Below are 24006 nucleotides of genomic sequence, written 5' to 3' on the forward strand. Positions count from 1 at the left end.
CCGGACGAAGGACCATGCAGGGTCATCCCGACACCGTCGAGGAGCAGGCGCACCTCGACGAGGCCTACAGCAGGCTCGACGCGCTGCGCGCGCTCTCGCGCGCCCGGCTGGCCTCGACGATGGCGCAGGGCTCGAGCGGCACGCACCAGAACCGTTCCGAGCGCGACTCCTTCGTCTCGATGTACACCGACCGGCTCGCGGCCCTGGAGTCCGTGGAGGCGCGGCTGCTGTTCGGCCGGCTCGACACCGCCACCGGTCCCACCTGGATCGGGCGCATCGGCCTCACCGACGAGTCGCAGAAGGTGCTGCAGATCGACTGGCGCGCACCGGCGGCGGCGCCGTTCTACCAGGCGACGGCGGCCAGCCCGCAGGGCGTCGTACGCCGTCGGCACATCACCACCGAGGACCGCCGCGTGGTGGGGCTCTCCGACGAGGTGCTCGACCCCGACCTCGTCGACCCGGACGCCGTCGACTCCGGCAGCGACTCCGCGCTGCTCGCAGCGCTGGGGGCGGCCCGCACCGGTCGCATGGGCGACATCGTGGCCACCATCCAGGCCGAGCAGGACCGCATCATCCGCTCGGGCGCCAAGGGTGCTCTGGTCGTGCAGGGCGGGCCCGGCACGGGCAAGACGGCCGTGGCCCTGCACCGCGCGGCCTACCTGCTCTACACGCACCGCGACCGGCTCGAGCAGTCCGGCGTGCTCGTGCTCGGCCCGACGGGCGTCTTCCTGCGCTACGTCGAGGCCGTGCTGCCCTCGCTCGGCGAGACCGGCGTGGTGCTGTCGTCGATCGCCGAGCTGATCCCCGGCGTCACCCCGACCACGCGCGATCGCGACCACGTCGCGCTCGTGAAGGGCGACTCGGTCATGGTCACGGTGCTCGCGAACGCCGTGCGTGCCCGTCAGCGCGTGCCGAAGCAGGGCGTCACCATGCGCGTCGGCGACACCGACGTGCACCTGTCGGCCGGCACGATCGCGCAGTCGGGCCGCGAGGCGCGGCGCGACAACGACACGCACAACGGCGCACGCATCGCGTTCCTCACCCACGCGCTCAACCAGTCGGCCACCCGTCTCGCGCGCAGGCGCAAGCTCGATCCGGGCGACGCCTACGTGCGCGAGGACCTGCTCGAGGAGCTGCGCGACACCAAGGCCGTCCGCCGCGAGCTCAACCTGCTCTGGATGCCGCTCACGCCGCAGCGCGTGCTGCGCGACCTCTTCGCCAAGCCCGACGTGCTCGGCGAGGCGGCGGGCGGCCTGCTGACCCGTGACCAGCAGCGCCTGCTGCTGCGCGACGCCGACTCCGACTTCACGGTCGACGACGTGCCCCTGCTCGACGAGCTCGCCGAGCTGCTCGGCGACGACGCCGTGGCCAGCACGGCCGACCGGGCCCGCGAGGCGGCGGCCGAGGCGCGCGCGGCGGCGTACGCGCAGAGCGTGCTCGACGCGACCGAGGGCATGGACGACGGCGGTCTCGACGCGATCGCGTCGATGGTGTCGGGTGCCGACGTCGCAGCCCGCTACGCCGACACCGGCCCCTCGCTCACGCTGGCCGAGCGGGCGTCGTCCGACCGCGAGTGGGCCTACGGCCACGTGGTGGTCGACGAGGCGCAGGAGCTCTCGCCGATGGCGTGGCGAGCGGTGGCGCGGCGCTGCCCGTCGCGGTCGATGACGGTGGTCGGAGACCTCGCGCAGACCTCGAGCGGCTCGGGCGCCCGGTCGTGGGCCGAGGCCCTCGACGAGGTGACGCGCGGCGTCTGGCGCGTCGAGGAGCTCACGATCAACTACCGCACGCCGGCCCGCATCGCGCGCGTGGCCGACCGCGTGCTGGCCGCGATGGATCGCGACGTCACCGCGCCGACCGCCGTGCGCGAGGGCGACCACGACCCCAGCGACCGTCTGGTGACCGACCTCCCGGCCGCGGTGCTCGACGTCGTGCGCGGGTACGTCGCCGAGCCCGGCCGCTCGGTCGTCATCGCGCCGCCCGACCTCGTCGCGTCGCTCTTGGACTCCCTGCGTGAGGCGGGCATCGACGTGGCCGCCGGCGCCCGTGGCCTCGATGCCGCGGTCGGCGTCATGACACCCACGCAGGTGAAGGGCCTCGAGTTCGACCACGTGCTCGTCGTCGAGCCGGGCGTGGTGGGGGCGGGCGCCAGCGGCCTCGCCGACCTCTACGTGGCGCTCACCCGTGCCACGTCGCGCCTCGACCTCGTGCGCACCGGCGACCTCCCGCCGTGCCTGCTCGGCGCCTTCTGACGATTCGGTAGTGGTTTCTCGCGCCAGGCTGCGAGAAACCACTACCGAATCCGGGCAGGTCACGATCCGGCGACCGGCACGGCGTCCGGCCCTGAGGGCTGCTGCACTCGGGCCATGGGGGACCAGCGCGCGCGCCGTCGTCGTACGGCGGGGTCGCTCGCCTTCGTCGTCCTCGTGACCAGCCTCGTCACGGGCCTCTTCGTGCCCGCGGCCCGCGCGAGCTGTGCAGGACCGACCATCGCGGTCGGTCCGGCCGGGACGAGCCCGTCGCCGAGCGTGGCCGGAACGGCGTCCACGGAGTCCGTGCTCGACGCGGCCGCTGGCGAGGCGCTCTCGGTCACCGGCACGTACTTCCTCGACGGCTGCGACGACACCGTGTCGTGCTCGGCCGGGTGCGGCGGCTGCCAGAGCGCGTACCCGGCCGGGCCGTTGGAGGACGTGCAGCTCGTGCTCGTCACCTCGGCGGGGGAGACGGTGCTCGGCGAGCAGGACGCCGAGGGGGATGCCGGCGAGATCCGGTGGGACGTGGCCGTCCCGTCCGGGGCTCCACCGGGCCCGGCGACGCTCGAGGCGCGGCACGCGCAGTACACGGACCCGCTGGTGCGCGTGCCGATCACCCTCACCTGAATCTTGACTAGGTCCAGAAAAGGGTGGAGAGTCGGGGCGTGCCCACGACGACGGACGTCGAGACGCTGCTGCGCAGCGCCGACCTCCGCGTGACCCGGCCCCGGGTCGCGGTGCTCACCGCCCTGTTCGAGCACCCGCACTCCGACACCGACTCCGTGATCCGCGTCGTCCGCGACGCGCACGGCGACGTGTCCAAGCAGGCCGTGTACGACGTCCTGCGCGTGCTCACCGAGTCCGGCCTCGTGCGCCGCATCGAGCCGTCGGGCTCGGTCGCGCGCTACGAGACGCGCGTTGCCGACAACCACCACCACCTGATCTGCCGCTCCTGCGGCGAGATCGTCGACATCGACTGCGCCGTCGGCGACATCCCCTGCCTCACCGCGTCCGACGACCACGGCTACTCGATCGACGAGGCCGAGGTCGTCTACTGGGGGCTCTGCCCCGCCTGCACCGCCGCTCCACGCACGTAGACCGGTCCATCGAAACGCCCTGCCCCGGAAGGATCCCCCCGTGTCTGACAGTCATGATGCAGTCGTAGGCGACATGAACGAGGACGGCGCTGCGAAGTGCCCCGTCGTGCACACCGCAGGTGGCACCTCGAACCGCGACTGGTGGCCCAACCAGCTCGACGTCAGCGTGCTCGCGGCCAACTCGCCCAAGAGCGACCCGCTCGGTGGCGACTTCGACTACGCCGAGGCGTTCAAGAGCCTCGACCTCGCCGCGGTGAAGGCCGACATCGCCGCGCTCATGACCGACTCGCAGGACTGGTGGCCGGCGGACTTCGGCCACTACGGCCCGTTCTTCATCCGCATGACCTGGCACGCGGCCGGCACCTACCGCATCACCGACGGCCGTGGCGGCGGCGGCACCGGGCAGCAGCGCTTCGCCCCGCTCAACAGCTGGCCGGACAACGGCAACCTCGACAAGGCCCGCCGTCTGGTGTGGCCGGTGAAGAAGAAGTACGGCAACGCCCTCTCGTGGGCCGACCTCCTGATCCTCACCGGCAACGTCGCGCTCGAGACCATGGGCTTCGACACCTTCGGCTTCGGCGGCGGTCGTGCCGACGTCTGGGAGCCCGAGGAGGTCAACTGGGGTGCGGAGACCGAGTGGCTCGGCGACGCCCGCTACACCGGCGACCGCCAGCTCGAGAAGCCGCTCGGCGCGGTCCAGATGGGCCTCATCTACGTCAACCCCGAGGGCCCCAACGGCGAGCCCAGCGCGCTCGCAGCCGCCCGCGACATCCGCGAGACCTTCGCGCGCATGGCCATGAACGACGAGGAGACCGTCGCACTCATCGCCGGCGGCCACACGTTCGGCAAGACCCACGGCGCCGGCGACCCCAACGAGTACGTCGGCCGCGAGCCCGAGGCCGCGCCGATCGAGCAGCAGGGCCTGGGCTGGAAGAACTCCCTCGGCACCGGCAACGGCGGCTCGACCATCACCAGCGGCCTCGAAGGCACCTGGACCCCCACGCCGACCACCTGGGACAACAGCTACTTCGAGACCCTGTTCAAGTACGACTGGGACCTCGTGAAGAGCCCGGCCGGTGCGAACCAGTGGATCCCCACCGACCCCACCGCCGCCTCGACCGTCGTCGACGCCCACGACCCCAGCAAGACCCACCCGCCGGTCATGCTCACCACCGACCTCGCCCTGCGCATGGACCCGGCCTACGCCGTGATCTCGCGCCGGTTCCTGGAGAACCCCGACCAGTTCGCCGACGCCTTCGCCCGCGCGTGGTTCAAGCTCACCCACCGCGACATGGGCCCGAAGTCGCGCTACCTCGGCCCCGAGGTTCCGGCTGAGGACCTCATCTGGCAGGACCCGGTTCCGGCCGTCGATCACCCGCTGGTCGGCGACGCCGACGTCGCTGCGCTCAAGGCCGCGATCGACGCCTCGGGCCTCTCGGTCAGCCAGCTCGTCAGCACCGCCTGGGCGTCGGCCTCGACGTTCCGCGGCACCGACAAGCGCGGCGGCGCCAACGGCGCCCGCGTGCGTCTCGCCCCGCAGAACGGCTGGGACGCCAACAACCCGGCGGAGCTCGCCGCGGTGCTCGGCACCCTCGAGGGCATCCAGGCCGAGTTCAACGCCTCGCACGTCGGCGGCGTGCAGATCTCGCTGGCCGACCTCATCGTGCTCGCGGGCGGCGTCGGCGTGGAGAAGGCGGCCAAGGCTGCCGGCCACGACGTCACCGTGCCGTTCACGCCGGGCCGCACCGACGCGTCGCAGGAGCAGACCGACGTCGACTCCTTCGCCGTCCTGGAGCCGGAGTCGGACGGGTTCCGCAACTACGCCGGCAAGGCCACCAAGCCGGCCGAGTTCGCGCTCGTGGACAAGGCCCGGCTGCTCAACCTCACGGCCCCGGAGATGACCGTGCTCGTCGGCGGTCTGCGCGTGCTCGGCGCCAACCACGGCGGCACGTCGCACGGCGTGCTCACGTCCACCCCGGGCGCGCTCACGAACGACTTCTTCGTGAACCTGCTCGACCTCGGAACCACGTGGTCGGCGACGACGCCTGCCGAGGACGTGTTCGAGGGCAAGGACCGCACCACCGGTGCCGCGAAGTGGACCGGCACCCGTGCCGACCTCGTCTTCGGCTCGCACTCGGTGCTGCGCGCCATCGCCGAGGTCTACGCCCAGGACGACGCGCAGGCGAAGTTCGCGAAGGACTTCGTCGCCGCGTGGGTCAAGGTCATGGAGCTCGACCGCTTCGACATCTGACCTCCCGCTGAACGAGCAGGGCCCCCGGCGTGATGCCGGGGGCCCTGCTCGTCGCTGACCGGGCTACGTGGCCGGGCGGAGCCAGAGGGCGCCGAGCGGGGGGACGCGGACGAGGGCCGAGAACGGTCGCCCGTGCCACGGCACCTCCTCGGCCACCACGCGGCCGAGGTTGCCGACGCCAGAGCCGCCGTACAGCTCGGCATCGGTGTTGACCACCTCGTCCCACGTCCCGCCGTGCGGCAGGCCGATGCGGTACTCCTCGTGCGGGCCGCCGGACAGGTTGACCACGCAGGCGAGCGCCGAGCCGTCGGTGCCCCAGCGCAGCCACGAGAACGTGTTGCCCGCGGAGTCGTCGGCGTCGATCCACTCGAAGCCGGCCGAGGAGTTGTCCTGCGACCACAGGGCCGGCGTGTCCTTGTAGACGCGGTTGAGGTCGGCGAGGCACTGCTGCACGCCGCGGTGGTCGGAGTTGTCGAGCAGCCACCAGTCGAGGCCGCGCGACTCGCTCCACTCGGCGTACTGCCCGAACTCCGAGCCCATGAACAGCAGCTGCTTGCCGGGGTGCGCCCACATGTAGGCGAGGTAGGCGCGCAGGCCCGCGAGCTGCTGCCAGCGGTCGCCGGGCATCTTGGCGATGAGCGAGCCCTTGCCGTGCACGACCTCGTCGTGGCTGATGGGCAGCACGTACTGCTCGCTCCACGCGTAGACGAGCGCGAACGTCATCTCGTGGTGGTGCCACTGCCGGTGGACGGGCTGGCGGTGGACGTACTGCAGCGTGTCGTTCATCCAGCCCATGTTCCACTTCAGGCCGAAGCCGAGCCCGCCGAGGTGCGTGGGCCGGGTGACGCCCGGCCACGCCGTCGACTCCTCGGCGATGGTGACGACACCCGGGGAGCGCTTGTACGCCGTGGCGTTGGTCTCCTGCAGGAACGACACCGCCTCGAGGTTCTCGCGGCCGCCGTAGATGTTGGGGCTCCACTCGCCGTCCTTGCGCGAGTAGTCGAGGTAGAGCATCGACGCGACGGCGTCCACGCGCAGGCCGTCGACGTGGAACTCCTCGAGCCAGTACGTCGCGTTCGACACGAGGAAGTTGCGCACCTCGCGGCGTCCGAAGTCGAAGACGTAGGTGCCCCAGTCGGGCTGCTCGCCGCGGCGCGGGTCGGCGTGCTCGTAGAGCGGCGTGCCGTCGAAGCGCGCGAGCGCCCACTCGTCCTTCGGGAAGTGCGCGGGCACCCAGTCGAGGATCACGCCGATGCCGGCCTGGTGGAGCTTGTCGACCAGGAAGCGGAACTCGTCGGGCGAGCCGAAGCGCGAGGTCGGCGCGAAGTACGACGTGACCTGGTAGCCCCAGCTCGGCGCGTACGGGTGCTCCATCACGGGCATGAGCTCGACGTGGGTGAACCCGAGCTCGACGACGTACGCGACGAGCTCGTCGGCGAGCTGGGTGTAGGTGAGGCCCGGGCGCCACGAGCCGAGGTGCACCTCGTACGTCGACATCGCGGAGTTCTGCGGGTCGCGCGCGGCACGGGCGGTGAGCCAGTCGGCGTCCTGCCACTCGTACTGCGAGGTGTAGACGACCGACGCGGTGGCCGGCGGGTGCTCGGTGTGCTGGGCGAGCGGGTCGGCCTTGGTGCGCCAGACGCCGTCGCGGCCGAGGATCGCGAACTTGTAGCGCGAGCCGGCGCCGACCCCCGGGACGAAGACCTCCCAGACGCCGCTCGAACCGAGCGAGCGCATCGGGGTGCCCGTGCCGTCCCAGTGGTTGTGGTCGCCGACCACGCGCACGCCCTGGGCGTTGGGCGCCCAGACCGCGAACGAGGTGCCGTGCACGTCGCCGAGCGAGGAGGGGTAGACGTGCTCGTGCGCACCGAGCACGGTCCAGAGGGTCTCGTGCCGGCCCTCGCCGAGGAGGTGGAGGTCCATGTCGCCGAGCGTCGGCAGGAAGCGGTACGGATCGTCGAGCACCGCCGGCTCGCCGCCGTACGCGACCTCGAGGCGGTAGTCGGGCACCTCGGCGAGGTCGAGCAGCCCGGTGAAGATGCCGCCGTGCTCGTGCATGAGCTCGTAGCGCTTCTCGCCGTCCGGGGTCGCGACGAGCGCCACGACCGAGGTCGCCCACGGGCGCAGGGTGCGGATGGTGACGGCGCCCGCGTGCACGTGCGGGCCGAGGATGGAGTGCGGGTCGTGGTGGCGGCCCTCGATGACGCGCTGCAGGTCGTGGACGTCGACGGGTGCGACCGTCGGCGCCTTGATCTTCTTGGCCTTCACCGGCTTGTCGGCCTTCGGCGCCTTCGCGGCAGCCTGGGGATCGGGCTTGTCGGACTTGGGCATGTCACACCGCTCCGGCTCGGACATGGATCACGTGGGCCACCTGGACGTGCGGGTCGAGGCGGACGTACGGGTGCTGGCCCCACACGTACGTGGCACCACTGATGAGGTCGCGCGCTGCGAACTGGTCGCCCCAGCCGAGGCCGAGGGCGGGCAGGTCGAGCGAGAGCACGCCCTCGCGCACACCGTACGGGTCCAGCGTGCACACCACGAGCACGACGTCGTCGCCCTCGCGCTTGCTGTAGACGACGAGCTTGTCGTTGTCGCAGTGGTGGAAGTGCAGGTTGCGCAGCCGTCGCAGCGACGGGTGCGAGCTGCGCAGCGCGTTGAGCTGCCCGAGGTACGGCGCGAGCGTGACGCCGGAGGCGTCCGCGGCCGCCCAGTCGCGCGGCTTGTACTCGTACTTCTCGGAGTCGAGGTACTCCTCGCGCCCGGGCGCGACCGGCACGTGCTCGTAGAGCTCGAACCCGGCGTACACGCCCCAGGTGGGCGAGAGCGTGGCGGCCAGGGTCGCGCGGATCGCGAAGGCCGGCGGTCCGCCGTACTGCAGGAACGTGGGGAGGATGTCGGGCGTGTTGACGAACGCGTTCGGCCGCATCGAGGCGGCGAGCGGGCCCGACAGCTCGCGGAAGTACTCCTCGATCTCCCACTTGTCGTTGCGCCACGTGAAGTAGGTGTACGACTGCTGGAAGCCGACCTCGCCGAGCAGCTTCATCATCGCGGGCTTGGTGAACGCCTCCGCCAGGAAGATGACGTCCGGATCGGTGGCGTTGATGCTGCCGAACAGCCGCTCCCAGAAGTGCACGGGCTTGGTGTGCGGGTTGTCGACGCGGAAGATGCGGACGCCCTCGGCCATCCAGTGCCGCAGGATGCGGTCGCACTCGGCCAGGATGCCGTCGAAGTCGTCGTCGAAGTAGACGGGGTAGATGTCCTGGTACTTCTTGGGCGGGTTCTCGGCGTACGCGATCGTGCCGTCGGCGCGGTGCGCGAACCAGTTCGGGTGCTCGGTGACCCACGGGTGGTCCGGGGAGCACTGGAGGGCGAAGTCGAGGGCGATCTCGATGCCGAGCTCGGCGGCGCGGCCGACGAAGTAGCGGAAGTCGTCGATCGTGCCGAGGTCCGGGTGGATCGCGTCGTGGCCGCCTGCGGCCGAGCCGATGCCCCACGGCACGCCGGGGTCGTCCGGGCCCGGGTCGAGGGTGTTGTTGCGGCCCTTGCGGTTGGTGAACCCGACCGGGTGGATCGGCGGCAGGTAGAGGACGTCGAAGCCCATCGCCGCCACGGCCGGCAGCCGCTCGGCCGCCGTACGGAACGTGCCGGACCGCACCGGGTCGAGGGTGGCCCCCTCCGAGCGCGGGAAGAACTCGTACCAGGAGCCGAAGAGCGCGCGCTCGCGCTCGACGAGCACGGGCACCTGCGTCGAGGGGGTGACGTGCTCGCGCAGGGGGTAGGCCTCGAGCAGCGCGGTGACCGTGGGGTCGAGCGCGACGGCGAGGCGGGCGGGGCCGGGGCGCTCCGCGTCGCGCAGCGCGTGGACGGCGGCCTTGAGCGGGTCGCGCACCTTGCCGCGCGGGAGGCCCGCCATCGCCGTCTCGAGGACCCGGGCGCCCTCCTCGAGCTCGAGCTCGACGTCGAGACCCGCGGGCACCTTCACCTCGGCGCGGTGCCGCCAGGTCTCGACCGGGTCGCCCCAGGCCTCCACGACGTAGTGCCCGAGGCCCTCGGTGGTCGCGGTGACCTCGGCCTCCCACCGGTCGACCCCCACGTGGCGCATGGGGACGGCGGCGCTCGAGCCGTCGGCGCCGGTGAGCACCAGGGTGGCGGCGACGGCGTCGTGGCCCTCGCGGAAGACGGTGGCCCGCACGGTGAGGCGCTCGCCGACCACGGCCTTGACCGGGCGGGTGCCGAGCGCGACGACCGGGTCGAGGTCCTCGACGGGGTAGCGGCCGACGCTGGCGGGGCGCAGCGGCGCGGCCGGAGCCGCCGGGGCGGCGGCCTTCCCGGGTGCCTGGGCGCCCTTGGCGGCGGGTCTCGGGCGCGCGGCGGGCGTGCTCGTACGGTCAGGGGCGCTGGGAGACGTCGACTTCTGGGGTTCTCCGGTCGACGTACGACGGCGAGGCGGCATCACTCTGAGCCTAGCGACGTAACAGGACGTCACGAGATGTAAACCTCATGAACCCCCTTGTAACGGCAGGGCGGGTTGCCTCCTCGTAACAAAACCGCCCTATCGTGGAGCGGGTGAGAGCAATCCGACGGTTCACCGTCCGCACAGTCCTGCCCGAAGCCCTCGAGCCGCTGGCCGCCGTCGCGGCCAACCTGCGGTGGTCGTGGAGCCCGGAGACCCAGGACCTCTTCGCCCGCATCGACCCCACCCTCTGGGACGAGGTCGGCCATGACCCGGTACGCCTGCTCGGCGAGGTTCCCGCCTCCCGCTGGGCGGAGCTCGCCACCGACGAGGACTTCGTCGGGCACGTGGGCTGGGTCGCCGACGGTCTCCAGACCTACCTGACCGGCGACCGCTGGTACCAGTCGCTCGGCGCGGACGCGCCGAAGGCGATCGCGTACTTCTCGCCGGAGTTCGGCATCACCGAGGTGCTGCCGCAGTACTCCGGCGGCCTGGGCATCCTCGCCGGCGACCACCTGAAGTCGGCGTCCGACCTCGGTGTGCCGATCATCGGCGTCGGCCTGTTCTACCGGGCGGGCTACTTCCGCCAGTCGCTCTCGCTCGACGGCTGGCAGCAGGAGCAGTACCCCGTGCTCGACCCCGACGGCCTGCCGCTGTCGCTGCTGCGCGAGGCCGACGGGTCGCCCGTCGTCATCAAGATCGGCATCCCCGGAGGCCGCACCCTGCACGCGCACGTGTGGAAGGCCGACGTCGGCCGCGTGCCGATGCTCATGCTCGACTCCGACGTCGAGGAGAACGACCGCGCCGAGCGCGAGGTCACCGACCGCCTGTACGGCGGCGGCGGCGAGCACCGGCTCCAGCAGGAGCTGCTGCTCGGCGTCGGCGGCGTCCGTGCGCTCCGCGCGTACGCCCGCATCACCGGCGCCCCCGAGCCCGAGGTGTTCCACACCAACGAGGGCCACGCCGGCTTCCTCGGCCTCGAGCGCATCCGTGAGCTCGTGCAGGCGCAGGGCCTCACCTTCGACGAGGCGCTGTCGGCAGCGCGTGCCGGCACGGTCTTCACCACGCACACCCCGGTGCCCGCGGGCATCGACCGCTTCGCCCGCACGCTGGTCGAGCAGTACTTCGGCGGGGACAACGCAGCGCCGGGCGTGCCCGTCGACCGCGTGCTCGCGCTCGGTGCCGAGGACTACGAGGGCGGCGACCCGACGGTCTTCAACATGGCCGTCATGGGCCTGCGCCTCGGCCAGCGCGCCAACGGCGTCTCGGTGCTGCACGGCGAGGTGAGCCGTGGCATGTTCTCCGGCCTCTGGCCGGGCTTCGACGAGGACGAGGTGCCGATCGGCTCGATCACCAACGGCGTGCACGCCCCGACGTGGGTGGCGCGCGAGGTGCGCGACCTGCTCGCGGCGATCGTCGGCCCCGAGGACGCCGAGGAGAGCCGCGGCTGGGAGGCGGCGACGCAGATCCCCGCCGCCGACCTCTGGTCGACCAAGCGCGTGCTGCGCGAGCGGCTCGTGCAGGACGTCCGCCGTCGCCTGCGCGCCTCGTGGGTGCAGCGCGGCGCGTCGGACGCCGAGCTCGGCTGGATCGACGACGTGCTCGACCCCGACGTGCTCACGATCGGCTTCGCCCGCCGTGTGCCGTCGTACAAGCGGCTCACGCTGATGCTGCGCGACCCCGCGCGTCTGAAGGCCCTGCTCCTGCACCCGGACCGCCCGGTGCAGCTGATCATCGCCGGCAAGTCGCACCCCGCGGACGACGGCGGCAAGAAGCTGATCCAGAAGCTCGTGCACTTCGCCGACGACCCCGAGGTCCGCCACCGCATCGTGTTCCTGCCCGACTACGACATCGGCATGGCGCGCCTGCTCTACCCGGGCTGCGACGTCTGGCTCAACAACCCGCTGCGCCCGCTCGAGGCCTGCGGCACGTCGGGCATGAAGGCGGCGCTCAACGGCGGCCTCAACCTGTCGATCCTCGACGGGTGGTGGGACGAGTGGTACGACGGTGAGAACGGCTGGGCCATCCCGACGGCCGACGGCGTCGTCGACGCCGACCGCCGTGACGACCTCGAGGCTTCCGCGCTCTACGACCTCGTGGAGAAGTCGGTCGCGTCGCGCTACTACGACCTCGACGCCTCGGGCCTGCCGATGCGCTGGATCACCATGCTCCAGCACACGCTCTCGACGCTGGGCCCGAAGGTCCTCGCCTCGCGCATGGTGCGCGACTACGTCAACAAGCTCTACGCGCCGGCCGCCGTGTCGTCGCGCGAGGTGCTCGCCGGCAACGCGGCGCTCGCCAAGGACCTCGCGACGTACGAGGCCAAGGTGCGCAAGGCGTGGAGCGGCGTCCGCGTGGAGCACGTCGAGGCCTCGGGCGTCGGCGACTCCCCGGAGCGCGGCACCCAGCTCACCGTGCGCGCGTACGTCGCACTCGGCGACCTCACGGGCGGCGACGTCGTGGTCGAGCTCGTGAGCGGCCGTGTCGACCACAACGACCGGATCGTCGAGTCGCGGCACACCGCGCTCGTCCCGGTCGAGGCGTACGAGGCCAACCGGTGGCGCTACGAGATCAAGCTGGCGCTCGAGGACACCGGCCCGTTCGGCTACACCGTCCGCGTCCTGCCGACCCACGCCGGTCTGACGAACCCGTCCGAGCTCGGCCTGCAGGCCGTGCCCACCGTGGCGGCCGCCGAGTCCGCCTGATCCACCCGCACTGCCCGTTCAGCAAGCACGACGACGGCGCCGCCCCCGCGAGGGAGCGGCGCCGTCGCCGTTGCACGCGGAGGTCAGTCGTGGAGCTGGAGGCTCGCGACGTGGGCGCCCGGCGGCAGGTCCTTCACCTGCTCGTGGATCTGGCCGAGCAGATTGACCGAGACGATGAAGTCGAGCAGCTCGATGTTGGCCGGCTCCATCTCGCCGCCGAGCACCGGCGGACGGGTGAACGAGTAGACCTCGTCCTCGCCCGGTACGACGCCCGCCGCCTCAGCGGCCTCCGCCAGGCCGACCAGGAGGTACTGCTCCTGGCCCGTGACGGTGTTGAGCTCGGCGTGGCAGGCCTCGGCGGTGTCCCAGCGACGCGTCAGCGTGCCCTCGAGCGTGTCGAGGAACCACCAGCCGTCGACGCCCTCGAGGAACACGTCGCCGAACGGCGAGCAGAAGCGCGGCTCCTTGCCGAACAGGTCGGTCCACGCCCAGGACTCCAGCGCACGGGCGTAGGCCTCGGGGCTGAATCGACGGATGACGTCCATGGCCCCATCAAACTCCGGTGCCGCGGCGGATGCACGGGGACCGACTAGGTGGTCTCGACCCGGAAGAGCGCGACCGAGCGCGGCGCCACCCGGACGGTCGAACCGGTCCTGTCGGTCTTGGTGGCCGTTGTCGGGCGCTTGTCGTCGGTGTCGAGCAGGCGTCGGTAGGAGTCGCCGTACGGCGTGCGCGGGAGCACCAGCGGCACCTCCTCGTCGCCGCGGTTGAGCACCACGAGGAACGCGGAGTCGCGCAGCGGGTGGCCGTCGACGTCGCGCTCGCCGAGCTCTCCGTTGAGCGCCATCACGAGGCAGTCGGTGCCGGGGGAGTTCCAGTCGGCGTCGGTCATGGCGGTGCCGTCGGGGCGCAGCCACTCGAGGTCCTTCGGCTGCCCCTCGGCCACCGGGCGGCCGTCGAAGAAGTTCGTCTGCCGCAGCGTGGGGTGGTGCCGGCGGGCGTTCAGCGTGACGCGCGTCCACTCGAGCAGGTCGACCTGCCACGGCTCGAGGTTCCAGTCGATCCAGGAGATCTCGTTGTCCTGGTTGTAGGCGTTGTTGTTGCCGCCCTGGGTGCGGCCCATCTCGTCGCCGGCGACGATCATCGGCGTGCCGGCCGAGAGCAGCAGCGTGGCCATCATCGCGCGGCCGGTGCGCAGGCGCGCGAGGTTGACCTCGCGGTCGGCGGTCGGTCCCTCGACGCCGTGGTTCCACGACGAGTTGTTGTCGGTGCCGTCGCGGTTGTCCTCGCCGTTGGCCTCGTTGTGCTTCTGGTCGTACGACACGAGGTCGCGCATGGTGAAGCCGTCGTGGGCGGTGAGGAAGTTGAGCGAGGCGGACGGCGTACGGCCGGAGAACACGTCCTGCGAGCCGGTGAGCCGCCACCCGAGGTCGGCGGGCGCCTCCTTCGCGGAGGGCCCTCCGCGCCAGAACCGGCGTACGTCGTCGCGGTAGGCGTCGTTCCACTCGGCCCAGGGGGATCCGAACTGGCCGAGGCGGTATCCGCCGGGGCCGAGGTCCCAGGGCTCGGAGATGAGCTTGACCTGGCGCAGGATCGGGTCCTGGTGGACGGCGGCGAGGAAGGGCGACCGCTCGTCGAAGTCCATGCGCTCGCGGGTGAGCGCGGTGGCGAGGTCGAACCGGAACCCGTCGACGTGCATCTCGGTGACCCAGTAGCGCAGCGAGTCCATCACCAGGCGCAGGACGTCGAGGTCGCCGACGTCGAGCGTGTTGCCGCACCCGGTGGTGTCGACGTAGTGGCCGCTGTGCGGCGCGAGCTTGTAGAAGTCGCGCTCGCCGAGCCCGCGGAACGACAGCGACGGGCCGTCGGGGCCGCCCTCGCACGTGTGGTTGTAGACGACGTCGAGGATGACCTCGATGCCTGCGGCGTGCAGCTCGCGGACCATGTACTTGAACTCGCCGACCTGCGCCCCGGGGCTCTTGTCGGCGGAGTACGCCGCGTGCGGCGCGAAGAAGCCGAGCGTGGAGTAGCCCCAGTAGTTCCGGGTGCCGCGCGCGGCGAGCGCCGGCTCGGCCACCGAGTGGTGCACGGGCAGCAGCTCGACGGCGGTGACACCCAGCGACGTGAGGTGCTCGATCGCCGCCGGGTGCGCGAGCCCGGCGTACGTGCCCTGGATGTTCCCGGGGATGAGCGGGTGCCGCTTGGTGTAGCCCTTCACGTGCATCTCGTAGACGACGGTCTCGCCCCACGGGGTCGCGGGCGGCTCGTCGCCGCGCCAGTCGAAGCCGTCGCTGACGACGACGCCGCGCGGCACGTACGGCGCGGAGTCGCGCGGGTCGGGCTTGGACGCATCGGTGGGCAGCCCCGGGCGCGGCACGTCGGCCGACGTGACATCGCCGGTGATCGCGCGGGCGTACGGGTCGACGAGCAGCTTGGCCGGGTTGAAGCGCAGGCCGTGGTCGGGCACCCAGGGGCCGTGCGCCCGGAGGCCGTACTGCGTCCCGAGCTCGATCCCCGGGAGGAACGCGTGGTGGACGCCGTGGCTGCGCGCCTCGAGCGGCACGCGCACCTCCTCGTCGCCGAGGAAGAGGCAGGCCTCCACGAGCTCGGCCGACGGGGCGCGGACGGCGAGGTTGAGGCCCTCGGGGGTCCAGGTGGCGCCCAGGGGGGTGGGCAGGCCGGGAGGCCGCACGACCGTCGGGGACGGCAGCTCGTGCGAGGACGCGTCCGTGGACACGCGGGGACCCCCTGGGGCCGCTGGGCCGCCGTACGGCGGGGCCGCGTGCGCGCGGCCGGGGACAGTCTGCCCGACCGTCCCGGGGTCGCGCGGGGAGGCCCGTGGCTAGGCTCGCGACGTCGGCGGCGCGGGTGCCGCGGCGGCCGCGCGGCGGCCGGAGCGCAAGGAGGACGACGTGGGCGAGCTCGTGCACCTCGAGGTGGCGGACGGCGTCGGCACGATCCGGCTCGACCGCCCGCCCATGAACGCCCTCTCCCGGCAGGTGCAGGAGGAGATCCGAGCGGCCGCGCTCGAGGCCACCGAGCGTGCCGAGGTCCGCGCCGTGGTCGTGTACGGCGGCCCGAAGGTGTTCGCCGCCGGTGCCGACGTCAAGGAGATGGCGGGCTGGTCGTACCAGCAGATGGTCGACAACTCCGTCGGGCTCGGCTCGTCGTTCACCGCCGTGGCCGCCATCCCGAAGCCGACGATCGCGGCGATCACCGGCTACGCCCTCGGCGGCGGCTGCGAGCTCGCGCTGTGCTGCGACCTGCGTATCGCCGGCGACAACGCCAGGCTCGGGCAGCCGGAGATCCTGCTCGGCATCATCCCGGGAGCCGGCGGCACGCAGCGCCTCACGCGCCTCGTCGGCCCGTCCCGCGCGAAGGACCTGATCTTCACCGGCCGCTTCGTCGACGCCGCGGAGGCGCTCGCGATCGGTCTCGTCGACCGCGTCGTCGCGCCCGACGACGTGTACGCCGAGGCCCTCGCGCTCGCAGCCAAGCTGGCCGCGGGTGCGCCGTACGCCCTGCGCGCGGCGAAGGAGGCCATCGACCGCGGGCTCGAGGTCGACCTCGCGACCGGGCTGGAGATCGAGCGGCTGCAGTTCACCGGGCTGTTCGCCACCGAGGACCGCTCGATCGGCATGGCGTCCTTCATCGAGAACGGCCCCGGCAAGGCCGTCTGGTCCGGCCGCTGACCGTCTCGTTCCTCGAGCGTCCTTCGGGTTGACGGCGGAGGACAGCGGCGTCAGGCGGTTCGACGGACGGTGTACGGCCGACATAGCCTCGGCGCATGAGCGACCCGTCCGTCGACGTCCCTGTCGAGACCGACGCGCCCGTGCCGGGTGCCGCGGCCACGCGCGAGCAGGTCGAGGCGGCGTTCCACGACCCGAAGCTCGCGAACGTGCTGTATCACGACTGGGAAGCGGCGACGTACGACGAGAAGTGGTCGATCTCGTACGACGAGCGCTGCATCGCGTACGCCCGCGAGCGGTTCGCGCACGTGGCGGGCACCGACGGCTGGCCGTACGGCTCTGCGCTCGAGCTCGGCTGCGGCACCGGCTTCTTCCTGCTCAACCTCAAGCAGGCCGGCGTGCTCGACGAGGGCCACGTGACCGACCTGTCGCCCGGCATGGTGAAGGTCGCGGTGCGCAACGCCGAGTCGCTCGGCTTCACCGTCGAGGGACGCGTGGCCGACGCCGAGTCGCTGCCGTACGACGACGACACGTTCGACCTCGTCGTGGGGCATGCCGTGCTGCACCACATCCCCGACCTCGACCTCGCGATGCGCGAGGTGATGCGCGTCCTGAAGCCCGGTGGCCGGTTCGTGTTCGCGGGCGAGCCGACCGAGAAGGGCGACTGGGTCGCGCGGCGGCTCTCGCGCCTCACCTGGTGGGCCGCGAAGAAGGTCACGCGCCTGCCGCCGCTGCAGCAGAAGTGGGCGCGGCCGGTCGCCGAGCTCGAGGAGTCCTCCCGTGCGGCGGCGCTCGAGTCGGTCGTCGACATCCACACGTTCGACCCCGACCGCCTCGCGGCCCTCGCGCTCCGGGCCGGCGCGATCGACGTACGCACCGTCACCGAGGAGCTCACAGCATCCTGGTTCGGCTGGCCGGTGCGCACGTTCGAGGCTGCGGTGAAGCCCGGAGCCCTCGGCTGGAACTGGGCGATGTTCGCCTACCAGGGCTGGCTGCGGCTGTCGTGGCTCGACGAGAACGTGATGAGCAAGGTCGTCCCAGACGAGCTCTTCTACAACGTCTGCATCACCGGCACCAAGCCCGCCGTGAATGCCTAGTTTGTTGCGCTCTGAGCAACGAGGGCCCCCTTCATCGCGAAGGTCAGGCGGAGAGGGTGCGCAGGGTGGGGCCGGTGAGCGGGAGCACCGTCTGCACGAGGCCGTCCTCGCCCTGGTGGAACTGCGGGTGCAGGGCGCCCGAGCGCAGGCGCCGCATGAGCGCGTGCGCGCCGGTCGAGGTCTGCAGCGAGTAGGTCACCACGCGGTCGATGCCCCAGGCGTCGGCCACGTCGAGCGCAGCCTCGGCCAGGGCGAGGCCGACGCCGTACCGCTGCCACGCGTCCTCCACCAGCAGCGCCAGCTCGACGGGCTGGCCCTGGTGGTCGGCGAGGTGCCCGAGCCCGACCACCTCGTGGCCCACCTCGGCCACCAGCGCGAGCCGTGTCTCGAGCAGCCGTGCCTGCAGCGTGGGGGAGATCGCGGGTACGGCGCTGAAGTACCGACGGAACACCGTGTCCGTCGAGCACCGGTGGTGCATCCGTTCGACCGCGGCGAGGTCGCCGGGTCGGGCGGTGCGCACCACGACAGGCCCACGGGCAGTCATCAGCTCGCGCGGGAGCAGGCGGCCGAGCTCGTCGGTGTCCATGCCCCCACGGTGACCCCTGCGGGTTACGCCGCCGTGTCATGGACGCGTCCTGCAGGTTGCCCCGTTCGTACGTCGCCGAGCACCCGACGTACGCTGCGCACGTGATCCTGGAGGCCGTCGGCGCAGTGGCGCGACGCGTGCGCGGCCTGCCGCCGCGCGACGCGCGCCAGGCGAAGTTCGTCACGCTCGACTCGCTCCGGTGGTGCTGGCGCAACCGCGCGTTCGACCGGTGGTACCTCACCCGCTACTGGCGGCTCATGTGGCTGCGCCTGCTCCACCCGGACGTCGTCACCGAGGGCATGGTGTTCATCGGCAAGCGCGTCGAGCTCTTCGCCCGCACCGGCTACGCGCGGCTCATCCTCGGCCGCTGGGTGCACGTCGGCGACGAGAACCGGCTGCGCGCGCACGAGGGCACGCTGCGCGTCGGCGACAAGTGCGTCTTCGGCCGCGACAACACCATCAACTGCTACCTCGACGTCGAGTTCGGGCAGGGCACGATCGTGGCCGACTGGGTCTACATCTGCGACTTCGACCACGTGTACGACGACATCCATGTGCCCATCAAGGACCAGGGCATCGTGAAGTCGCCCGTGCGGATCGGGCCCGACTGCTGGATCGGCGCGAAGGTCACCGTCCTGCGCGGCTCGACCGTGGGCCACGGCTGCGTGCTGGCTGCGCACACCGTCGTCCGCGGCGACGTGCCGCCGATGGCGATCGTCGGCGGAGTTCCGGGCAAGGTCCTCAAGGACCGCGTCGAGGTGTACGAGGCGAAGGCCGCCACGCGGGCCGCCCTCGAGGACATCGCGCGCAAGACCGCCCGCGCCGCAGGCACCCTCAAGGAGCCTGCGTGACGAGCCCGATGCGCACGATCGGTCTCCTCGGCGGCACCTCGTGGGAGTCGACCGCCGACTACTACGCCCTGCTGAACCGTGGCGCGGCCGAGCGGCTCGGCCCCTTGCGGCAGCCGCCGATCGTCCTGCACTCCGTGGACTTCGCCGAGCTCGCGGCGCTGCAGGCCGCAGACCGCTGGGACGTCCTCGCCGAGCAGTACGCCGCCATCACGCACGCGCTCGTCGACGCGGGTGCGACGGTCCTCGGCATCTGCGCCAACTCGATGCACCTGGTGGCCGACCAGGTCCGCGCGGCGGCGGGGGAGTCGGCAGCTCTCGTCCACATCGTCGACGCGACCGCCGAGGCGGTCCGCCGCGAGGGTGCCTCACGCGTCGCTCTGCTCGGCACGGCGTACACGATGGAGAAGCCGTTCTACGTCGAGGCTCTCCGGACGAGGGGCCTCGACGTCGTCGTCCCGGCCGCCGACGAGCGAGCCGAGCTGCAGCGGATCATCTACTCCGAGCTGACGCAGGGCGTGGTCCGGCCTGAGTCGCGCGCCTACCTGCTCGAGGTCGTACGTCGCTGCGCGGATGAGGGTGCCGAGGCGGCGCTGCTCGCGTGCACCGAGTTCCAGATGCTCGTCACGCCCGGCGCCCCCGACTCCGCGCTGCCGCTCGTGGACACCACCCGCGAGCACGCCCGTGCGCTGCTCGACGCCGCGATCGACGGACCGGCATGACCAAGGAGGGTGGCGTCGGACCGATCGTCGAGTCGGTGTTCGTCCCGGCAGACCCTGAGGCTGTTTACGCCGCCTTCACGGACGGCATCGGCACGTGGTGGCCGGTCGGCACGCACTCCGTCTCCGGGGTCGTCGTCGAGGGCCTCGAGCTCGAGGCGCACGCCGGCGGGCTGCTCGTGGAGGTGTGGGCCGACGGCACGCGTGCGCCGTGGGCGCACGTGGTCACCGTGGTGCCGGCGTCGCTCCTCTCGTTCGCGTGGAACCCGGGCGGCGGCCCACGCCCCGCCACGACCGTCGAGGTCGCCTTCACGGCTGTGGCCGAGGGCACCCAGGTGCGCGTGACGCACTCCGGCTGGGAGCCCCTCGGCGAGGAGGCGCGGATGGACTACGTGGCGGGCTGGCCGTTCGTGCTCGACCGCCTGGCGCTGCACGTGAGCCGACCCGGACCGCGCGCAGACTGGGCCTGAGCGGCCGCCGTCAGACCAGGGCGGCGGTGACCGTGGGCGCGGTGCGCAGCGTCTGCAGCACCACGCAGTAGCGCTCGGTGAGCCGCAGCAGCGTCGCCAGCGCGTCGGCGTCGGCGTCCGACTGGACGTCGAACGACAGGCGGATGTCGGAGAACCCGACCGGTGCCTCCTTGTCGACGCCGAGGGTCCCGCGGAAGTCGAGGTCGCCGTCGGCGGTGATGCTGCCGGAGGCGATGGTGATCCCCATCGACGTCGCCACCGCCTGCATCGTGACGCCGGCGCACGCCACGAGGGCCTGCAGCAGCATGTCGCCGGAGCAGACCGCCATGCCGCTGCCGCCGGTGGCCGGGTGAAGGCCGGCCTCCACGAGGGCGCGCCCCGTCTGCACGGAGCAGGTGAGCCCCTCGGTCAGGTCGCCGGTGGCCGACAGGGTGACGAGCGCGGTCGCAGCGTCCTCGCGGTAGCGCTCCTTGAGCGGTGCCTGCAGCGCCTTGAGCTCGTCCTGGAGCATGGCGACGTCCCTTCCTCGAAGTGCTAGGCCAGTACGAGCGCGACGACCGAGGCGAGCGAGAGCACGTACATCGCGATGATCAGCACGGCCTCGTCCTTGGCCGCCGCGCTGCCCTCCTTCTTCACCGAGCCGCCCACCACGAGGCTGAGGTCGAAGAGGAAGTGCAGCACGATCGGGAGCCACAGCGAGCCGGTCAGCACCAGCGAGGCGAAGAGGCCGAGGCCCATGAGCGCGGAGGCCACGACCTGCTGCACCGTGGTCTTCGCGTCCTGCCCGTTGAGGATGTTGGCCCCGTGCAGCAGCCCGAAGACCACCGACGAGACCACACCGACCCAGACCAGGCCGAGCCCGGCCTCCTGCAGCGCGCCGACGAAGTAGCCGCGGATGAGCAGCTCCTCGGACAGCCCCACGAGGAACGTCGCGAGCAGTGCGACGCCGACGAAGCGCCCGTTCACCTGCGACCAGGGATTGCGCACCAGGCGCAGGACGACGCCGAGCAGGATCACGACCGGGATCGCCCACAGCCACGCCGCGGAGACGGTCGGCGCGAAGGAGAAGGCGTCGGCCAGCCGTCCGGTCGCGGCGAGGAAAGCCACGAGCACCGCCGTCATGACCGCGACGGGGATGAGCACGCCCTTGCGGAGGTTCGGCTCGCTCTCGGCGATGGCGACGTACGGCACGCCTGACGCCTTCTGCAGCGCTATCAGCCCGGCCAGGTACACCGCGCACACGACGATCCCGAGCAGCATGGCACCACCTCGCCGGGCGCCGGCCCCTCGGTGGCGTCCGCACCGACTCTAGCGACGCGTGCGAGGCTGGACCCGTGGACATCTCCCGTGAGCTCGACGTCGTCGTCTTCGGTGCCAGCGGCTTCGTCGGCCGCCTGACGGCCGAGCACCTCGCCGCACATGCCCCCAGCGGCACGCGCATCGGCCTCTCCGGCCGCTCGCTCGAACGCCTCACGGAGGTGCGCGACTCGCTCGGCCCGGATGCCGCCGGCTGGCCGCTGATCGTCGCCGACGTCGACGAGCCGGCGTCGCTGCGGGCGCTCGCCGCACGCACCCGCGTGCTCGCGACCACCGTCGGTCCCTACCTGAAGTACGGCCTCGGAGTCGTCGAGGCGTGCGCGTCGGCCGGCACCGACTACGTCGACCTCACCGGGGAGGTCCTGTTCGTCCGCGAGTCTCTCGACCACTGGGCCGACGTGGCCCGCGACTCCGGCGCGCGCATCGTGCACTCGTGCGGCTTCGACTCCATCCCGTCCGACCTGGGCGTCCTGCTGCTCGCCGAGGCGGCGCACGCCGACGGCGCCGGCACGCTCGAGGAGACCGTGCTGGTCGTGCGCTCGTTCGGCGGCGGGGTGAGCGGCGGCACGATCGACTCCGCGCGGACGATGGCGATGGCCGTCGCCGACGACCGCTCCCTGCTCAAGGTCCTCGGCGACCCGTACGCCCTCAGCCCCGACCGCGACGCCGAGCCCGACACCGCGCAGCCGTCCGACAACGCGCGCATCCGCCGCAGCGCCGGGCTGGGCACGTGGGTCGGCCCGTTCGTGATGGCGTCGTACAACACCCGCGTGGTGCGGATGTCCAACGCGCTGCAGGACTGGGCCTACGGCCGCACCTTCCGCTACGGCGAGGAGATGGCGTACGGCGGCGACGTGCTGGCCCCCGTCCGTGCGGCGGCGGTGAACGCCGGGCTGGCCGCGGGCGTGGCGGCCTTCGCGTTCGGGCCGACCCGCGCGGTCGTCGACCGCTTCCTGCCCAAGCCGGGCGAGGGGCCGAGCGAGGAGACGCGGATGAACGGCCACTTCAGCGTCGAGGTCCGCAGCCGTACGACCAGCGGGGCGACGTACGGCGCGGTCATCGCCGCCGACGGCGACCCCGGCTACCAGGCGACGTCGGTGATGCTCGGCGAGAGCGCGCTCGCGCTCGTGCACGACCGCGACCGTCTGCCCGACCGTGCGGGCGTGCTCACAGCGGCGTCGGGGATCGGCAGCGTGCTCGCGGAGCGCCTGCGCGCGCAGGGCTTCACGATCACGGTCCAGCGCATCTGACTCAGGCTGGATGCCAGATCCCGGGCCCCGTCCCGGAAACCGGCATCCAACCTCGCACCTACTGGAGCTGGCTCAGGAGGAACGCCGCGGCGAAGCCGGTCGTGGTCACGAGCCCGACGAGCCGGCCGCCGTTCTCGAAGGCCTCCGGCATCATCGTGTCGGCCAGCATCGTGAGGATGGCGCCGGCGGCGAAGGCCTGGATGACTGCGAGCACGGCGGGATCCGCGTCGCCGAGCAGGACGTAGGCGAGCATCGCGACGAGGCCCGAGGCGACCGCGACGCCCGACCACAGCATCAGGATCCAGCGCGGGGAGTGGCCCGCCTTGCGCAGGCCGGTGGCCGCCGACATCGCCTCGGGGATGTTCGACAGGAAGACCGCGACGACGACCGCGAGGCCCACCGGGCCGCCGCCGACGAGCGTGATGCCGATCGCCGCCGACTCCGGGATGCCGTCGAGCAGCGCGCCGAGCACGAGGCCCTTCGCGTCCTCGCCCGGCCCGCTCTGCTTCCCGCCCGACCGCTTGCGGTGCCGGCCGCCGATGCGGTCCAGGAGCCGGTCGCCGACGTAGAACGTGAGTGCGCCCGCTGCGAGGCCGATGACCACCTCGCGCGCCCCGGCGGAGTCGTACGCCTCCTTGGTGAGCTCGAACGCGAGCGCGCTGATGAGCACGCCGGCGCCGAACGCCATGACGAGGCCGATGGTTCGCGGGGAGAACTGCCGGGCCAGGCCGAGCACGGCGCCGACCACGAGGGCGATCCCGCCCACGAAGCCCCACATCCCGGCGATCAGCACGCCGCCACCCTCTCACCGGGAGCACCGGGACGGTGGCTCGGCGAGCGCGAGATGCGTCGGCTACGGGGTCGGCGGCTTCGGGCCGAAGCGGCGTACCTCCTGGGGCCAGCCGCACGCCTCGGCGAGCCTGCCGGCCCAGTACCGCGCGGCCTCGACGTCGGGCACCTCCACGACCGTGAGCCCCCCGAGGTGCTCCTTGGTCTCGGCATAGGGGCCGTCGGTGAACACGAGCGCGCCGCTGGTGGCGTCGGCGGCGAAGGCGTCGGACGTGTCGAGCTCGAGCCCGCCGGCGAAGAGGTAGACGCCGGCGGCCTTCATCTCCTCGACCACGGCCATCGCGAGAGGTCCCCGCGACGCGAACCACTCCGCGGGGTGGTCGCCGACCCACTGGTGGTTGAAGTAGATGAGGTACTCGGCCATGGCTGCTCCTCCTGCCCCGGGCGGACGTCGTGCCCGCGTCACCACCTGTACGAACGGCG

General features: G+C 72.3%; 20 protein-coding genes. 11 read left to right on the plus strand and 9 right to left on the minus strand.

The features are described from left to right. The first annotated feature begins 14 nt into the window (after window positions 1-14). From ACFQGU_RS07555 to katG, 4 genes are all read left to right on the plus strand, one after another. Complete coding sequence (locus ACFQGU_RS07555; RefSeq protein ID WP_386765296.1) at window positions 15-2252, plus strand: HelD family protein; 2238 nt, start codon at window positions 15-17, stop codon at window positions 2250-2252. A 114-nt stretch (window positions 2253-2366) separates the two neighbouring features. Further along, complete coding sequence (locus ACFQGU_RS07560) at window positions 2367-2879, plus strand: hypothetical protein (protein WP_386765298.1); 513 nt, start codon at window positions 2367-2369, stop codon at window positions 2877-2879. A gap of 38 nt (window positions 2880-2917) precedes the next feature. Further along, window positions 2918-3349 (plus strand): Fur family transcriptional regulator, encoded by a 432-nt coding sequence (locus ACFQGU_RS07565; protein ID WP_386765300.1) that lies wholly within the window; start codon window positions 2918-2920, stop codon window positions 3347-3349. Window positions 3350-3389: 40 nt separating this feature from the next. Beyond that, window positions 3390-5600: a catalase/peroxidase HPI gene (gene katG / locus ACFQGU_RS07570; RefSeq protein ID WP_386765302.1), complete on the plus strand. Its 2211-nt coding sequence runs from the start codon at window positions 3390-3392 to the stop codon at window positions 5598-5600. 63 nt (window positions 5601-5663) lie between these two features. Here katG and glgB read toward each other — a convergent pair whose 3' ends face one another. Further along, the gene (glgB, locus tag ACFQGU_RS07575) at window positions 5664-7931 is read right to left on the minus strand and encodes a 1,4-alpha-glucan branching protein GlgB (RefSeq protein ID WP_386765304.1); all 2268 of its coding nucleotides are present in this window, start codon (window positions 7929-7931) and stop codon (window positions 5664-5666) included. Window position 7932: 1 nt separating this feature from the next. Next, the gene (locus tag ACFQGU_RS07580; RefSeq protein WP_386765306.1) at window positions 7933-10053 is read right to left on the minus strand and encodes an alpha-1,4-glucan--maltose-1-phosphate maltosyltransferase; all 2121 of its coding nucleotides are present in this window, start codon (window positions 10051-10053) and stop codon (window positions 7933-7935) included. A 113-nt stretch (window positions 10054-10166) separates the two neighbouring features. On the opposite strand from ACFQGU_RS07580, the gene glgP reads away from it, so the two are divergent. Further along, a complete protein-coding gene (gene glgP, locus ACFQGU_RS07585) occupies window positions 10167-12758 on the plus strand; it encodes an alpha-glucan family phosphorylase (RefSeq protein ID WP_386765308.1) in 2592 nt (863 codons plus the stop codon). An 83-nt stretch (window positions 12759-12841) separates the two neighbouring features. Here the strand turns inward: glgP and ACFQGU_RS07590 are convergent, their stop codons facing one another. After that, the gene (locus tag ACFQGU_RS07590) at window positions 12842-13303 is read right to left on the minus strand and encodes a T6SS immunity protein Tdi1 domain-containing protein (protein ID WP_386765310.1); all 462 of its coding nucleotides are present in this window, start codon (window positions 13301-13303) and stop codon (window positions 12842-12844) included. Between the two features lie 44 nt (window positions 13304-13347). After that, entirely contained in the window at window positions 13348-15495 is a 2148-nt protein-coding gene (gene glgX, locus ACFQGU_RS07595) for a glycogen debranching protein GlgX (RefSeq protein WP_386765312.1), read from the minus strand. A gap of 175 nt (window positions 15496-15670) precedes the next feature. Between glgX and ACFQGU_RS07600 the strand changes: the two genes are divergently transcribed. Both ACFQGU_RS07600 and ACFQGU_RS07605 read left to right on the plus strand, forming a co-directional pair. Then, on the plus strand, window positions 15671-16450 hold the full coding sequence (locus tag ACFQGU_RS07600; protein ID WP_386765314.1) for an enoyl-CoA hydratase/isomerase family protein: 780 nt from the start codon (window positions 15671-15673) through the stop codon (window positions 16448-16450). 95 nt (window positions 16451-16545) lie between these two features. Beyond that, entirely contained in the window at window positions 16546-17544 is a 999-nt protein-coding gene (locus tag ACFQGU_RS07605; protein ID WP_386765316.1) for a class I SAM-dependent methyltransferase, read from the plus strand. A gap of 43 nt (window positions 17545-17587) precedes the next feature. On the opposite strand, the gene ACFQGU_RS07610 is transcribed toward ACFQGU_RS07605, so the two are convergent. Continuing rightward, window positions 17588-18130, minus strand: coding sequence for a GNAT family N-acetyltransferase (locus tag ACFQGU_RS07610; protein ID WP_386765318.1), 543 nt, complete (start codon window positions 18128-18130; stop codon window positions 17588-17590). Window positions 18131-18234: 104 nt separating this feature from the next. On the opposite strand from ACFQGU_RS07610, the gene ACFQGU_RS07615 reads away from it, so the two are divergent. The 3 genes from ACFQGU_RS07615 to ACFQGU_RS07625 are packed head-to-tail and all read left to right on the plus strand — an operon-like array spanning window position 18235 to window position 20167. Further along, window positions 18235-18981: an acyltransferase gene (locus ACFQGU_RS07615; protein WP_386768193.1), complete on the plus strand. Its 747-nt coding sequence runs from the start codon at window positions 18235-18237 to the stop codon at window positions 18979-18981. After that, window positions 18978-19700, plus strand: a complete 723-nt coding sequence (locus tag ACFQGU_RS07620; protein ID WP_386765320.1) for an aspartate/glutamate racemase family protein — start codon at window positions 18978-18980, stop codon at window positions 19698-19700. The genes ACFQGU_RS07615 and ACFQGU_RS07620 overlap by 4 nt, the downstream gene beginning before the upstream one ends. Further along, window positions 19697-20167: an SRPBCC domain-containing protein gene (locus ACFQGU_RS07625; RefSeq protein ID WP_386765322.1), complete on the plus strand. Its 471-nt coding sequence runs from the start codon at window positions 19697-19699 to the stop codon at window positions 20165-20167. The genes ACFQGU_RS07620 and ACFQGU_RS07625 overlap by 4 nt, the downstream gene beginning before the upstream one ends. Before the next feature lie 10 nt (window positions 20168-20177). On the opposite strand, the gene ACFQGU_RS07630 is transcribed toward ACFQGU_RS07625, so the two are convergent. Next, window positions 20178-20678 (minus strand): OsmC family protein, encoded by a 501-nt coding sequence (locus ACFQGU_RS07630; protein ID WP_386765325.1) that lies wholly within the window; start codon window positions 20676-20678, stop codon window positions 20178-20180. Window positions 20679-20701: 23 nt separating this feature from the next. Beyond that, entirely contained in the window at window positions 20702-21427 is a 726-nt protein-coding gene (locus tag ACFQGU_RS07635; RefSeq protein WP_386765327.1) for a CPBP family intramembrane glutamic endopeptidase, read from the minus strand. A gap of 74 nt (window positions 21428-21501) precedes the next feature. Between ACFQGU_RS07635 and ACFQGU_RS07640 the strand changes: the two genes are divergently transcribed. Further along, entirely contained in the window at window positions 21502-22734 is a 1233-nt protein-coding gene (locus ACFQGU_RS07640; RefSeq protein ID WP_386765329.1) for a saccharopine dehydrogenase family protein, read from the plus strand. 58 nt (window positions 22735-22792) lie between these two features. On the opposite strand, the gene ACFQGU_RS07645 is transcribed toward ACFQGU_RS07640, so the two are convergent. Next, window positions 22793-23527, minus strand: a complete 735-nt coding sequence (locus ACFQGU_RS07645; protein WP_386765331.1) for a ZIP family metal transporter — start codon at window positions 23525-23527, stop codon at window positions 22793-22795. Window positions 23528-23587: 60 nt separating this feature from the next. Then, window positions 23588-23947, minus strand: a complete 360-nt coding sequence (locus ACFQGU_RS07650; RefSeq protein WP_386765333.1) for a YciI family protein — start codon at window positions 23945-23947, stop codon at window positions 23588-23590. Window positions 23948-24006: the final 59 nt, after the last annotated feature.

It is taken from the genome of Longivirga aurantiaca (genome assembly GCF_042660085.1).
GTDB lineage: Bacteria > Actinomycetota > Actinomycetes > S36-B12 > CAIYMF01 > Longivirga > Longivirga aurantiaca.

Bases quoted from the DNA above. Each gene is read 5' to 3' on its own strand.
- ACFQGU_RS07555 (WP_386765296.1), top strand. From the start codon at position 15: ATGCAGGGTCATCCCGACACCGTCGAGGAGCAGGCGCACCTCGACGAG.
- ACFQGU_RS07560 (WP_386765298.1), top strand. From the start codon at position 2,367: ATGGGGGACCAGCGCGCGCGCCGTCGTCGTACGGCGGGGTCGCTCGCC.
- glgB (WP_386765304.1), bottom strand. From the start codon at position 7,931: ATGCCCAAGTCCGACAAGCCCGATCCCCAGGCTGCCGCGAAGGCGCCG.
- ACFQGU_RS07580 (WP_386765306.1), bottom strand. From the start codon at position 10,053: ATGCCGCCTCGCCGTCGTACGTCGACCGGAGAACCCCAGAAGTCGACG.
- ACFQGU_RS07590 (WP_386765310.1), bottom strand. From the start codon at position 13,303: ATGGACGTCATCCGTCGATTCAGCCCCGAGGCCTACGCCCGTGCGCTG.
- ACFQGU_RS07605 (WP_386765316.1), top strand. From the start codon at position 16,546: ATGAGCGACCCGTCCGTCGACGTCCCTGTCGAGACCGACGCGCCCGTG.
- ACFQGU_RS07610 (WP_386765318.1), bottom strand. From the start codon at position 18,130: ATGGACACCGACGAGCTCGGCCGCCTGCTCCCGCGCGAGCTGATGACT.
- ACFQGU_RS07625 (WP_386765322.1), top strand. From the start codon at position 19,697: ATGACCAAGGAGGGTGGCGTCGGACCGATCGTCGAGTCGGTGTTCGTC.
- ACFQGU_RS07630 (WP_386765325.1), bottom strand. From the start codon at position 20,678: ATGCTCCAGGACGAGCTCAAGGCGCTGCAGGCACCGCTCAAGGAGCGC.
- ACFQGU_RS07635 (WP_386765327.1), bottom strand. From the start codon at position 21,427: ATGCTGCTCGGGATCGTCGTGTGCGCGGTGTACCTGGCCGGGCTGATA.
- ACFQGU_RS07650 (WP_386765333.1), bottom strand. From the start codon at position 23,947: ATGGCCGAGTACCTCATCTACTTCAACCACCAGTGGGTCGGCGACCAC.